This window comes from Eubacterium sp. An11 (genome assembly GCF_002161065.1).
Lineage (GTDB): Bacteria > Bacillota > Clostridia > Lachnospirales > Lachnospiraceae > Anaerobutyricum > Anaerobutyricum faecale.
On sequence record NZ_NFLV01000017.1, the window covers coordinates 56,468 to 69,612 of the forward strand.

Below are 13,145 nucleotides of genomic sequence, written 5' to 3' on the forward strand. Positions count from 1 at the left end.
AAATTTAATGACAAACATGGAAACACTTCCCCGGATTCTGCTGGCGGGAATGAACAGTGGATGCGGCAAGACCAGCATCACCTGCGGCATTCTGAAAGCACTTACCGACCGGGGAATTCGGATACAATCTTACAAATGCGGTCCGGATTACATTGATCCCATGCTGCACAGCCATATTACCGGGCAGCCATGCCGGAATCTGGACCCGTTTTTTTCCACGGAAGAGGAACTGCGGGAACTGATGGCGAAGGACAGCCGGAAAGCAGATTTTTCTGTGGTGGAAGGAGTCATGGGTTATTATGACGGTATCGGTGTAAGCTGCGAGAAAAGTACCCATACCGTATCGGCGGCCACAAAGACGCCGACCATCCTGATTCTCAACACAAAGGGTATGTCACACACGATGATTCCGCTGATTTCGGGAATCCTTTCTTACCGGGAGAATCCTGTCTGCGGCGTGATTCTGAACCGGTGCTCCAAAGGCCTTTATCAGATGATAAAGCCGGAAATCGAGCGGGAGCTGCCTGTCAAAGTGGCAGGATATTTCCCCAATGATGACAGCGTCCACATCGGCAGCCGTCATCTGGGCCTGATGACCGCCGCGGAGATAGAGAACCTGGATGAGGTGATCGCCCGGCTGGGCGCTCTGGCGGAGGAATGTATTGACCTGGATCTGCTTCTTCGTCTGGGCGAAAAGGCACCGGTTCTGCCGGAGAAGAGCTCATTGCGGCCGGATACCCTGTCGGCAAAATCCTCAGAGCCGAAAACGGCTGATGACGAAACGGTCACGCCAACAGCGCAGCCGGCACCGGTCCGTATCGCCGTGGCCTGGGATAAAGCTTTTTGTTTTTATTATCAGGAGAATCTCGATATCCTCCGGCAGGAAGGAGCGGAACTGGTGTATTTCAGTCCGGTTTCTGACCGCCATCTGCCGGAAAATATCGGAGGTATCTATCTGGGCGGCGGCTATCCGGAGACTTACCGGAAGGAATTGTCGGAGAATCTGTCCATGAAGGAAGATATCTGCCGGGCGGCGGCGAAAGGTATGCCGGTGCTGGCAGAGTGCGGCGGATTCATGTACACCTGCGATCAGCTGGTGGAGACCGACGGCAGCGCCATGCCGATGCTGGGACTGATTCACACAGATGTGCAGATGACTCCCCGGCTGTCCATGGAATTTGGCTATGTGACCATGGAAGCGCTGCGGGATACGCCGTTTTTTGATAAAGGGACGCAGATCCGGGTCCATGAATTTCATTATTCCAAGGCGGCCGAAAAAGGCAATGTCTGCCGCATGGAGAAATCCACCGGAAGAAGCTGGACCGGCATGTATGTGGAAGGAAATGTGATGGCGGGATACCCGCATCTGTATTTCCATAACTGCCGGAATGTGGCCAGACGGTTCGTGCAGCTGGCAGCGGAGCACATGGAGAATGTACGCTGAGTACGAAAAAGAACTGTCGGTGACGGCCCGGCGGCCGCATCGGATGATAGAAAAAGAAATTGCGAGGATGAGACATGAGTTTAATCGTTTCGATGATACTGGGATTTATCATAGATCTGATCGTGGGGGATCCCCATGGTCTGATTCATCCGGTACAGATAATCGGATGGTTTATCACAAAAATAAAAGAAGGACTGCAGCGGCTGCTATATGGCTGTTCCTATGAGGAAGCCGTCAGCCAGGGGCTGCCCCGAAAAAAAGACGGAGAGCTCATCGCCGGATATGTGCTGACGGTGGTCATTGTACTTGGTACATTTTTTGTCATATCAGGTATTCTGTATGTGGCGGACCTGATCCATCCGGCGCTGCGATTTGTGCTGGAGACCTTCTTCATCTATCAGATCCTCGCCACCAAAAGTTTGAAGCGGGAGTCCATGAAAGTGTACGCCCGTCTGAAAGAGGGAGATCTGGCGGGGGCCAGAAAAGAAATCTCTTATCTGGTGGGCCGGGATACCCAGGAGCTTGATGAGAGCGAAGTGGCGAAAGCAGACGTGGAGACCATCGCGGAAAACACGGCGGACGGCGTCATCGCACCCCTGTTTTTTATCGCCATCGGCGGCGCGCCTCTGGGATTTGCCTACAAGGCGGTCAATACCCTGGATTCCATGGTGGCTTACCGCAATGAGGAGCTTATTGATATCGGTCACGCCTCGGCGAAGCTGGATGATATCTGTAACTTTATCCCGGCGCGGCTGTCGGCGGTGATGATGATCCTCGCGTCGGCAATCCTTCTGTTTGACGTGAAAGGAGCCGTGCGGATTTTCCGGAGAGACCGGTTTGCGCATCTGAGTCCCAACAGTGCTCAGACTGAGGCGGTGGCTGCGGGAGCCCTAAATATCCAGCTGGGCGGTACCCACAACTACTTTGGGAAACCGGTGGAAAAGCCAACCATCGGAGATGATATCCGGCCGGTGGAATACGAGGACATCCGGCGGACCAACCGTCTGCTCTATGTCAGTGCGTTTCTCACTCTGGCGGTGTGCTGCCTGCTGACCTACGCCCTGGTATTCTGGCTGGGCAATCCGCTGACCATTGTGTGATGCGGCCGGACGGACAACAGCGGCATGAAATAAAAGGACAGTATGTAACAAATATTGATATCAAACATTTATTAGTATACTTGAAATAAGACGAGGACAAGATCATGAAAAACAGCACCCACGGCGGAAATATATATAAGAAGGCAAAGGAGCTGGGCATCAGCGAACATCAGATTCTGGACTATTCCGCGAACATCAGCCCTCTGGGAATTCCGTCCCACATCAAAAAGGCCATGGTGGACGCCATCGAAGGAACCATCAATTATCCGGATCCGGACTGCACCGCGCTGCGGGAGGCCATCGGCCGGCAGGACGGCGTGGAGCCGGACTGTGTGACCTGCGGAAATGGCGGGGCGGATCTGTTGTACCGGCTGGCTTTCGGTCTGAAACCGAAAAAGGTCCTCCTGCCGGTGCCGGCTTTTGTGGAATATGAGGAAGCTATGACGGCGGCGGGCGCCCGTATGGTCTATGAGACCATGGATGAGGATTTCCATATCCGGGAGGATATGACGGAGCGGATCACGGAAGACACAGATCTGGTCATCCTCTGTAATCCCAATAATCCTACAGGGCTTCTGACACCGCGCCGGCAGGTGCTGGCTGTTTTGGAACGGGCAAAAGAAATGCACTGCCGGGTTCTGGTGGATGAATGTTTTCTGGAGATTTGCCGGGAAGAAGAGCAATACACGGTAAAACCGTATTTGAAAGAGTATCCGAATCTGATGATTTTAAAGTCTTTTACAAAGCTCTATGCCATTCCGGGCGTCCGGCTGGGCTATCTGCTCTGTGCAGACAGGGAAGTCATCGCTCAGGTGAACCGTGCCGGACAGGCGTGGTCTGTCAGCCATATTGCCCAGTGCGCGGGCGTGGCGGCATTGTCACATCCGGAGTACAAGGCGGCGGTGATCGACGCCGTGGAAAAAGAACTCATTTATATGAAGAAAGAAATGGCAAATCTTCCGCTGACCCTTTATGATGGCAGAGCCAACTATCTGTTTTTCCGGACGCCGGGCGTGACAGATCTGGACAGGCGGCTGGAATCCCGGGGAATCATGATCAGAAACTGCAGTAATTATGTTAATCTGGGAAATGATTACTGGCGGATTGCCGTAAAGACCCATGAAGAAAATGTGATCCTGCTGCAGGAGCTGCGGCAGGCACTGAGACAATGACAGAAAATGATGAAATGACAGCAGGAAAAGAACAGTCCGCCAGGCGGAATTCTTTTTAAAAAGGCAGGAAGGGAGAATGACTATGGCAAAAGCAATCATGGTGCAGGGAACTATGTCAAATTCAGGAAAAACATTTGTGACAGCCGGGCTGTGCCGGGTGTTTAAACAGGATGGTTATAAGGTAGCGCCCTTTAAATCCCAGAATATGGCATTGAATTCTTATATCACAGAAGAAGGTCTGGAGATCGGACGGGCGCAGGCCATGCAGGCGGAGGCGGCCATGATCCCGCCGACCCACTGGATGAATCCGATTCTTTTAAAACCCACCAGCAATATGGGTTCTCAGGTCATTGTAAACGGCGAGGTATATGATAACCTGAGCGCCCAGGATTACTACAAGATCAAAGACAACCTGGCACCGGAGGTGATGAAGGCTTTCCGGCATCTGGCCGATGAAAATGATATCATCGTCATAGAGGGGGCCGGTTCTCCGGCAGAGATCAATCTGGCGGAAAATGATATCGTCAATATGGGAATGGCCAAGATGGCAGACGCACCGGTGATCCTGGTGGCGGACATTGACCGGGGCGGCGTGTTTGCTTCTGCCTATGGCACTATCAAGCTTCTTCCTCAGGAGGACCAGGATCGTTTCTGTGGCATCGTGATCAATAAGTTCCGGGGGGATGTGGAGATTCTGAAACCGGGCCTTAAAATGCTGGAAGACCTCACTGATAAGCCTGTGCTGGGTGTCCTCCCTATGGAGAAAATTGATGTGGATGATGAGGACAGCCTTTCTGACCGTCTGAATCAGCGGACGTTCACAGAGGGGATCGATGTGGCGGTCATCCGTCTGCCGCACATTTCCAATTTTACGGATTTCAGTGTGTTTGAACTGATCGACGGGGTTTCACTCCGGTATGTGACTGACAAGCGGGAGCTGGGCGAGCCGGACTTGATTCTTTTACCGGGAACCAAAAACACCATGGCTGACATGGAATGGCTCATTGAGAGCGGCCTGGAGAGCAAGATCATCCGGGCAGCCAAAGACACCCGGATCATCGGCGTCTGCGGCGGTTTCCAGATTCTCGGAAAGGAACTTCACGATCCGGAACATGTGGAACACGGCGGAGACATGCGAGGACTGGGACTTTTGGATACTTCCACTGTTTTCCAGGGAGGAAAGACCCGGACCAGGATCCACGGCTGTATCCGGGAAGAGCACAATCTTTATGGCCTGGAGAACCGTCAGCTGGAAGGCTACGAGATCCACATGGGAGCCACCACCAATCTGGGCGGCGCTGTGCCGATGATCGAGCTTTCCGATGGAAGGACCGATGCCTACATGACGCCGGACGGCCGCATCTGGGGCAGTTATCTCCACGGAATCTTTGATAATGAAGAGCTGGTATTCGGTCTTGTCCACGATATCATGCGGGAAAAAGGAATAAATCCGGGAGAAAATCATCTTAGTGTGGCAGAATACAAAGAGATACAGTATAATAAGCTGGCGGATTTAATCCGGAATCATCTGGATATGGATCAGATTTACCGTATCCTCTTTGACGGAGAGAAGCCGCACGAAAATAAACAGAACGATTTCGAAGATAAAGTGACAGGAGAGACGGCTGCCGGCACAGATAAAGCCGACAGCCAGGCTGAGGCGGCCAAAGCCAATGAAGAAAGTTCCGGAGCGGCAGCGGCAGAGACCGGCTGCGGCGGTATGAAAGACGATACTTCAGGTGTCGGCTGCGTGCACATTTACTGCGGAGACGGAAAAGGAAAGACCACCTGTGTGATGGGACTTCTTGTCCGGGCGGCGGGAGCCGGCAAAAAGGTGCTGCTCCATCAGTTCCTGAAGGATGATTCTTCCAGCGAGCGGGCGGTCATTGACAAGCTGTCGGGCGTGACGGTGATCCCGGGCGCAAAGATGGATAAGTTTACTTTCCAGATGAGTGAGGAAGAACTGGCGGCGCTCCGGGAAGAAAATAATGCCCGTCTGGATCGCATTTTTGCCATGGCAAAAGACTATGACATGCTCATTCTGGATGAGAGCGTTTATGCCATGGACATGGGGCTTCTCAGCGAAGATAAGGTCATTGATTTTCTGGAGAACAAACCGCGGCATCTGGAGGTTGTCATGAGCGGAAGGAATCCGTCCGGACGTTTGAAGGAGCACGCGGATTACATTTCCGAGATTAAGAAGATCAAACATCCTTTTGATGAGGGCTTGAGCTCCCGCATCGGCATTGAGAAATAACAGAGGCAAAAGCAGCTGGTGGTTTTCCCGTTTTTGGAAAAGGCAGGATTCCCGGCACGCGCCTGAAAAAGAGGTGAAAGCATGGCGTATTTTCCCATATTCATAGAGATTGAGAAGAAAAAATGTCTTGTGATCGGCGGCGGAAAGGTCGCCCTGCGAAAGATCGAGACCCTCCTTCGCTATGGAGCGCAGGTGCAGGTCATAAGCCGGGAAGTCTGCGAGGAGATACGCGCGCTGCTTACGCCGGAGAATATATATGAGGGAGAGCTGACCGCCATCCCGGCAGAGTATTTTTCCGGCGCAGTCCTGGTCATCGCTGCCACTGGCAGCCGGGAAGTCAATCATCAGGCCGCTGTCTGTTGCCATGAGAACGGTATTCCGGTCAATGTGGCAGACGCGCCGGAGGAATGCAGCTTCTTCTTTCCGGCGGTGGTGAAAAAAGGCGATATCAGCATCGGCATCAATACCGGAGGGAAAAGTCCGTCGGTATCCAGTCAGGTGCGCCGGGATATTGAAGAGGCCGTACCGGATTATTATGGAGACATTGCCGAACAGCTGGGACATCTGCGGGAATATGTGAAATCCCACGTGGAGCGGGAAGCCGACCGGAGAGCAATCCTGAAACAGGCGGCTGCGGCCGCATTCCGGCAGGAAAGAACCCTGTCACGAAGCGAAATCAATACGATGATAAGGCAGGTTTTAAATCATGGTACAGTTAGTGGAGGACCAGTTGGACATTGACACCTACATGGAGCTTCGGGCAGCGGTGAACTTCCGCAAGCTCTCCAGAGACCAGGCAAAACGGGGGCTGGATAACAGTCTTTACACCCTGGTGGCCTATAAGGACGGAAAGGCCGTGGGCATGGGACGGATCGTGGGCGACGGCGCCATCATCTGTTATGTGCAGGATCTGATCATCCGTCCGGAAGTGCAGGGCGAGGGCATCGGCGGACTGATTCTGGAGAGCCTCAAATCCTTTGTGATCAACACTGGTTTTGAGGGAACCACGATGATGTTCGATCTCATGTGCGCCAAGGGAAGAGAACCGTTTTATAAAAAGCACGGTTTCATCGCAAGACCCACAGACGATCTTGGGCCGGGGATGATACAGTATCTGGAACTTTAGCAGAGGATGTCAGTTCCCTGAACACAGAAACTTTCACGCGGCGGCATTGGATTTTCGGCGCGGCGGGTGTATAATATGTCATTAAGAATAGAAGTTTTGTAAGGACAGCCGGACGGAAACAGCAGCTTTCCACGGGAGGCTGTCAAAAAGGAGGAGTTGGCGATGATTCGCAGAAGACGTTTACGTGCAACAGAAAATATGCGGGCGCTGGTCAGAGAGACTTCCGTCAGTATCTCAGATCTGATCTATCCGTTATTTGTCATCGAGGGAGAAAATATCAAGAATCCTATCGATTCCATGCCGGGGATCTATCAGTATTCCATTGACCGGCTGGATGAGGAACTGGACAAGATCCGGGAAGCGGGCATCAAGGGCGTGCTGCTCTTCGGTATCCCGGCCCATAAAGATGAGTGTGGTTCTGAAGCTTATAATGAGCATGGTATCATTCAGGAGGCAGTCCGTTACATAAAGAAAGTATTTCCGGAATTGGTGGTCATCACCGATATCTGTCTGTGCGAGTACACTTCCCACGGACACTGCGGCGTCATCAAAGATGGTATTATTTTAAATGATGAGACTCTGCCGCTGCTGGCAAAGACCGCTGTCACCTGTGCCCAGGCAGGCGCTGACATGGTAGCTCCGTCCAATATGATGGATGGCCATGTGGCTGCCATCCGGGAAGCGCTGGATGAGGCAGGACTCCAGAATACTCCGATCATGGCCTACAGCGCCAAGATGGCATCCGGCTACTACGGCCCGTTCCGGGATGCGGCTCACTCCGCACCGGGATTTGGTGACAGAAAGACCTATCAGATGGATTATCACAATCCGAGAGAGGCCATGCGTGATATCCAGGACGATATTGATGAGGGAGCGGACATTATCATTATAAAACCAGCTCTGGCTTATCTGGACATTTTAAAGACCGCTTCCATGGAAACGAACATGCCTCTGGCTGCCTACAATGTCAGCGGAGAGTACTCCATCGTAAAGGCTGCCGCCCAGCAGGGATGGATTGATGAGAAGAAGCTGGTCATGGAAAATATGATCGCCATCAAACGTGCCGGCGCACAGATGATCATCACTTATCATGCCCTTGATGTGGCGCGCTGGCTGAAGGAAGAACAGTAAAAAAGATTTCGGCAAATATGGGGAACGGCAGATGTAAGTGTTGTTCCCTGCAAATATCGATAGAAAAACATCGGCACCGGACACAGAATTTTCTGCAATCAGACATATTCTCTGTGATTGTGGAAAACCTGTGCCGGTGTTTTTGTTTTGCGCCGCTTTCGGGGAGAATTTCTGTGCAAAATGCTTATTGATTAATTTTATCATTTAGACTATACTAACATTGATTAAAATATTCTAACTTATAAATGATGCGGTCACGAGAAGATATACCGGCCAGGCCGTGTGATCTTCATAAAAATGTGACTGCGGCGTACAGATACAAAAAAGGATGATAAGCATGGAAGAAAAAAAGACAATGAAGCATAGAACGCTTGCGGATCTTCCCATCGGAAAGGAGGCTGTCATTAAGACAGTGGGCGGAGAGGGTAATCTCCGGTGCCGTTTCCTGGACATGGGTCTGATTCCCAGAACGAGGGTGAAGGTCATGAAGGTAGCTCCCATGGGAGATCCTATTCAGATTCATCTTCGTGGATATGATATGACCATTCGTAAAGAAGATGCGGCAATGATTGAGCTGGAAGACGAATAAAACAGCGAAGGACAGAGAGGATGTAGACAAGATGATATTTGCATTAATCGGCAATCAGAATTGCGGAAAGACAACACTGTTTAATCAGCTTACCGGTTCCAACCAGCATGTGGGGAACTTTCCGGGCGTGACTGTTGACCAGAAAATGGGAGAGATTCACACAAAGTCCGGACAGGAAGGTTCTGTAGTGGACCTGCCGGGAATTTATTCCCTGCGGCCTTACACCAATGAGGAGATCGTGACAAGAGATTTCCTCCTCAATGAGAAACCGGATGGAATCATTAATATTGTGGACGCCACCAACATAGAGAGAAATCTTTATCTCACTTTACAGCTGATTGATTTACATATTCCTATGGTGCTGGCATTAAATATGATGGACGAGGTCAGAAACAACGGCGGCTCCATCAATATCAAAAAAATGTCGGAGCAGCTGGGTATCCCGGTCATCCCCATCAGTGCCATAAAAAATGAAGGTGTGGAAGAGCTGGTACACACGGCTTTTCGTGTGGCCCAGAATAAAGAGTACCCGAAGGTATATGATTTTTGTGAACCGGGCCCTATTCACCGGTGTATTCACGGCCTGTGCCATCAGGTGGAAGACCATGCCAAAAAACTGGGTATGAACGCCAGATTCGCAGCCGTAAAATTGATTGAAGGTGACGAGGGAGTCATCTGGCGGTTGAAATTGTCCCAAAATGAGATGGACATGATCGAGCACAGTATCATTGAGATGGAAAAAGACAGCGGTCTGGACCGGAATGCCGCCCTGGCGGAAATGCGCTATACATTTATTGAGAAGCTTTGCAAAGATACGGTGGTCAAATGCCAGATCAGCAAAGAATATCTCCGCAGTCAGCGTATTGACAGCGTGCTGACCAACCGGTATCTGGCCCTGCCGGTGTTTGCTGCCATCATGATCTTTATTTTCTGGATGACTTTCGGCAGCGTCGGAGCGTTTTTAAGTGATTATCTGAGCGCCGGTATCGACAAGCTGGCCGGATGGGTGGACTACGGACTGACCGTTTACGGCATCAATCCGGTGGTAAAAAGTCTCGTCGTAGATGGCGTGTTCTCCGGCGTCGGCAGCGTATTAAGCTTCCTGCCGATCATCCTTGTGCTGTTTTTCTTCCTGTCTATCCTGGAAGATTCCGGATACATGGCAAGGATTGCTTTCGTCATGGACACGCTTCTTCGTAAAATCGGCCTCTCCGGCCGGAGCTTCGTGCCGATGCTCATCGGCTTCGGATGTTCCGTCCCGGCAGTCATGTCGAGCCGTACCCTGTACTCAGAACGGGACCGGAACATGACCATCATGCTGGTGCCTTACATCAGCTGTTCGGCAAAGATCCCGATCTATACGGTATTTACCGCGGCTTTCTTTCCGAATCACGGAGTTCTTGTGATGGCCCTGCTGTACTTTGGCGGCATGGCGGTGGGCGTTCTCATGGCTCTGATTTTTAAGAAATTATTATTCCGCGGCAAACCGATGCCGTTCGTCATGGAGCTGCCAAATTACCGTTTTCCGTCCGCAAAGAGCGTCCTGCTCCTCATGTGGGAAAAGGCCAGAGATTTCATCGAGAGAGCGTTCACCATCATCTTTGTGGCAACGATCATCATCTGGTTCCTGCAGACCTTTGACGCACAGCTCAATGTGGCTGCAGACAGCGCTCACAGCCTTCTGGCCATGATCGGACAGTGGCTGGCGCCGGTATTTGCACCGCTGGGCTTCTCCGACTGGAGGATTTCCACTGCGCTGATTACCGGTATCAGCGCCAAAGAGACAGTGGTTTCCACTCTGAGTGTTCTCCTGGGCACCAGCGCCTCAGGAGTGGCCGGCGCCATCGGACAGCTCTTTACTCCACTGTCAGCCGCCAGCTTCCTGGTATTCACTCTGCTTTACACCCCGTGCGTGGCAGCCATCGCAGCCATCCACCGGGAGATGAATTCCACTCTTCGTACTGTGGGTGTGGTAGTCCTCCAGTGCGTAGTGGCCTGGATCATGGCGCTGATCGTGTACCACGTCGGCGGACTGTTCTTCTAACGGAAATAACCGGTTAGAGAGGAAAGCGTCAGAAAAGAAAACGGACAGGGACAGTGATCTGCCCTTGCCGCTTCACTGAAAATCTGTCAGACAGTTTTACAAAACAATGGTTGGGAGGAGAAAAATGTCACTGGGCGATATCATCATCCTTGCCGCCCTGTTTCTCTGGCTGCTCCTGTCCCTCCGCTATATGCGAAAACGCCGGAAAAACGGAAAATGTATCGGCTGCGGCGGAGACTGCAGCGCCTGTCACGGCGGCTGCCATCCGGCATCTGGCATGCAGAAGCAGACAGGCGGAAGAAGTAAAACAACAGCAGAAACAGAGAACAGAACGTAAGGAAACACAAAAAATAGAATAATCTGATCATAGAATCTCCGGCAGCAGGCCTTGCAGGCAGGCTGTCCGGGGATTTTTTGCTTTATCAGGAAAAACATACTTTCTGTCGGAAAATGACAAAAAAGGAAGAAATATGTGATACAATGCGGAATAAGAGACAATGGTCTCTGAAGAAGCAGCAAAATATTTGCAAAATGCTGTTCCCAAAAAGGTACAGCTAAGGAGGCGAAAAATGGACGAAACAAGACATTCAGACATTTACGCCAGAGAAACCGACAGCCGGATCCGGCATCGGGAATTTTTACTGCAGGGAGTGGAAGACCTCACCCTGCTCGACGACACATTTATGAAAATAGCCCTCAACGACATCGAGGCCTGCCAGCATGTCATCCGAATCCTGATGGATGATCCCTCCATTGAGATTGTGGAAGTGAGGAGCCACTACCGGATATCAAAACTGGTGTCCAAGGACGCCGTGCTGGACATCCTGGCAGAAGATACGCAGGGACGGGTCTACAACCTGGAAATCCAGAGAAAGACAACCCTCGACCACGCCCGGCGCACCCGGCGGTACAACGCCATGGTGGACGCCGAGTACCTGGAGAAAGGAAAAGAATACAACGAGATGCCGGAGGTGTACGTGATCTACATCAGTGAAACGGATATCTGGAAGACGCAGATGACGGAATCCCCGGTGGAGAAACATTTCAAAGGACAGATGACAGAATACGACGATGGCCAGCATACCATATACATCAACGCGGCCATCAACGACGGTTCACCAAAAGCCGCCTTAATGCAATACTTTAAGACCTGTCACCCGGATGACATGAGTCAGGGAGCACTGTCCCGCCGGGTACGCTACCTGAAACGAGAAGAAGGAGGAATCGAGGAAATGGGTGAATATTCAGAAAGAATCTTTAATGGTGGAAGAGAAGAGGGATTACGCGAGGGCCGCCTTGAAGGGCATCGGGAAGGCCGTCGGGAAGAGCGCCAGGCGATGATACGAATAATGAAAACACAGGGAGTTGATGAGAAAACAATAGAGAAGATACTCGAGAATTTGAGGGAAGAAGAGATAGTTTCAGTATAAAGAAACAACGTAAACATACCTTAAAGTATATGAGTTAAGAACAAAAAGCCCTGTCCCGCCGGGTACACTACCTGAAACGGGAAAAAGGAGGAATCGAGGAAATGGGTGAATATTCAGAGAGAATCTTTAATGCTGGAAGAGAAGAGGGATTGCGAGAGAGTCGTCTCGAAGGGTATTGGGAAGGATATCGTGAGAGCCGTCTTGAAGGGTATCGAGAAGGTCGCCGGGAAGAACGCCAGGCGATAATACATTTAATGAGAGTACAGGGAGTTGATGAAGAGACGATAGAGAAGATACTGGAAAAGTTGAAGGAAGAAGAGATAGTTCAGGTATAAGGAGAAAAAGAGCGGAAATTACGATTTTGATATAATATTAAAACAATAAAAAAGAAATAATAGATAATATATGGCGCAGAACGTCCTGGAAGTAATCCGTAAGATATGGGAATGCTTTCAGGGCGTTTTTTTATTTCATAGGAAATTGTATTCCTATGAAATAAAAACGCTCCGCGAGGATCGCACTGCGGCGGATAGGAAGATGCCGCTTTCGCGACCCGCCGCAGGCGGAAAATCCTGCTTTGCAGGATTCTTTCTTATGTCCACAAACAGTAATTTTCTCCCTTTCAGTCGTCTCTTCAAGTATGGGTTTATAATTATAAAGAAAATTAAGAAAAATTTAAGAAAAAAATTCTGAAAATAGAGTAGTTGTAATGCTTTTTGTCACGGGGGGGGGGTAAAATTTCATTAATAATTCTGAAAATATCATAAATGGAAAGGGGTTTTGAGATGTGAAGGCAGGAGGATATAAAGAACAGACTTTTCTCATCAAAGTGCTGAACGATCAGCACGGCAC

General features: G+C 50.8%; 13 protein-coding genes and 1 pseudogene. 13 read left to right on the forward strand and 1 reads right to left on the reverse strand.

Annotated features, from left to right (window positions below; genetic code table 11):
* Nucleotides 1-7 precede the first annotated feature (7 nt).
* The 13 genes and pseudogenes from B5E53_RS12635 (at nucleotide 8) to B5E53_RS12690 (ending at nucleotide 12,628) form a co-directional block, all read left to right on the forward strand.
* Nucleotides 8-1,444 carry a cobyrinate a,c-diamide synthase gene (locus B5E53_RS12635; RefSeq protein WP_087315595.1) on the forward strand — a complete coding sequence of 479 codons (1,437 nt, stop codon included), beginning with the start codon at nucleotides 8-10 and terminating at the stop codon, nucleotides 1,442-1,444.
* A 74-nt stretch (nucleotides 1,445-1,518) separates the two neighbouring features.
* Nucleotides 1,519-2,544: an adenosylcobinamide-phosphate synthase CbiB gene (gene cbiB, locus B5E53_RS12640; protein ID WP_087315597.1), complete on the forward strand. Its 1,026-nt coding sequence runs from the start codon at nucleotides 1,519-1,521 to the stop codon at nucleotides 2,542-2,544.
* 104 nt (nucleotides 2,545-2,648) lie between these two features.
* On the forward strand, nucleotides 2,649-3,716 hold the full coding sequence (locus B5E53_RS12645) for a threonine-phosphate decarboxylase (RefSeq protein ID WP_087315599.1): 1,068 nt from the start codon (nucleotides 2,649-2,651) through the stop codon (nucleotides 3,714-3,716).
* An 82-nt stretch (nucleotides 3,717-3,798) separates the two neighbouring features.
* Nucleotides 3,799-5,283, forward strand: a pseudogene (locus B5E53_RS12650) (cobyric acid synthase); the annotation flags it as partial.
* A gap of 153 nt (nucleotides 5,284-5,436) precedes the next feature.
* Nucleotides 5,437-5,973 (forward strand): cob(I)yrinic acid a,c-diamide adenosyltransferase, encoded by a 537-nt coding sequence (locus B5E53_RS19780; RefSeq protein ID WP_275532682.1) that lies wholly within the window; start codon nucleotides 5,437-5,439, stop codon nucleotides 5,971-5,973.
* Nucleotides 5,974-6,054: 81 nt separating this feature from the next.
* Complete coding sequence (locus tag B5E53_RS12655) at nucleotides 6,055-6,714, forward strand: bifunctional precorrin-2 dehydrogenase/sirohydrochlorin ferrochelatase (RefSeq protein WP_087315601.1); 660 nt, start codon at nucleotides 6,055-6,057, stop codon at nucleotides 6,712-6,714.
* The gene (locus B5E53_RS12660; protein WP_087315603.1) at nucleotides 6,680-7,099 is read left to right on the forward strand and encodes a GNAT family N-acetyltransferase; all 420 of its coding nucleotides are present in this window, start codon (nucleotides 6,680-6,682) and stop codon (nucleotides 7,097-7,099) included. Before B5E53_RS12655 ends, B5E53_RS12660 begins: the two co-directional genes overlap by 35 nt.
* Before the next feature lie 162 nt (nucleotides 7,100-7,261).
* Complete coding sequence (gene hemB, locus B5E53_RS12665) at nucleotides 7,262-8,230, forward strand: porphobilinogen synthase (RefSeq protein WP_087315605.1); 969 nt, start codon at nucleotides 7,262-7,264, stop codon at nucleotides 8,228-8,230.
* Between the two features lie 355 nt (nucleotides 8,231-8,585).
* Nucleotides 8,586-8,819, forward strand: a complete 234-nt coding sequence (locus B5E53_RS12670; RefSeq protein ID WP_087315619.1) for a FeoA family protein — start codon at nucleotides 8,586-8,588, stop codon at nucleotides 8,817-8,819.
* A 31-nt stretch (nucleotides 8,820-8,850) separates the two neighbouring features.
* On the forward strand, nucleotides 8,851-10,863 hold the full coding sequence (gene feoB / locus B5E53_RS12675) for a ferrous iron transport protein B (RefSeq protein WP_087315617.1): 2,013 nt from the start codon (nucleotides 8,851-8,853) through the stop codon (nucleotides 10,861-10,863).
* Between the two features lie 124 nt (nucleotides 10,864-10,987).
* On the forward strand, nucleotides 10,988-11,200 hold the full coding sequence (locus B5E53_RS12680) for a FeoB-associated Cys-rich membrane protein (protein ID WP_087315607.1): 213 nt from the start codon (nucleotides 10,988-10,990) through the stop codon (nucleotides 11,198-11,200).
* Nucleotides 11,201-11,432: 232 nt separating this feature from the next.
* Nucleotides 11,433-12,293 carry a PD-(D/E)XK nuclease family transposase gene (locus B5E53_RS12685; protein WP_162611911.1) on the forward strand — a complete coding sequence of 287 codons (861 nt, stop codon included), beginning with the start codon at nucleotides 11,433-11,435 and terminating at the stop codon, nucleotides 12,291-12,293.
* A 101-nt stretch (nucleotides 12,294-12,394) separates the two neighbouring features.
* Nucleotides 12,395-12,628 carry a hypothetical protein gene (locus B5E53_RS12690; RefSeq protein WP_087315611.1) on the forward strand — a complete coding sequence of 78 codons (234 nt, stop codon included), beginning with the start codon at nucleotides 12,395-12,397 and terminating at the stop codon, nucleotides 12,626-12,628.
* Nucleotides 12,629-12,957: 329 nt separating this feature from the next.
* Here B5E53_RS12690 and B5E53_RS19545 read toward each other — a convergent pair.
* Nucleotides 12,958-13,145, reverse strand: a 188-nt coding sequence (locus tag B5E53_RS19545; RefSeq protein ID WP_204245526.1) for a hypothetical protein, incomplete at its 5' end; no start/stop codon positions are given.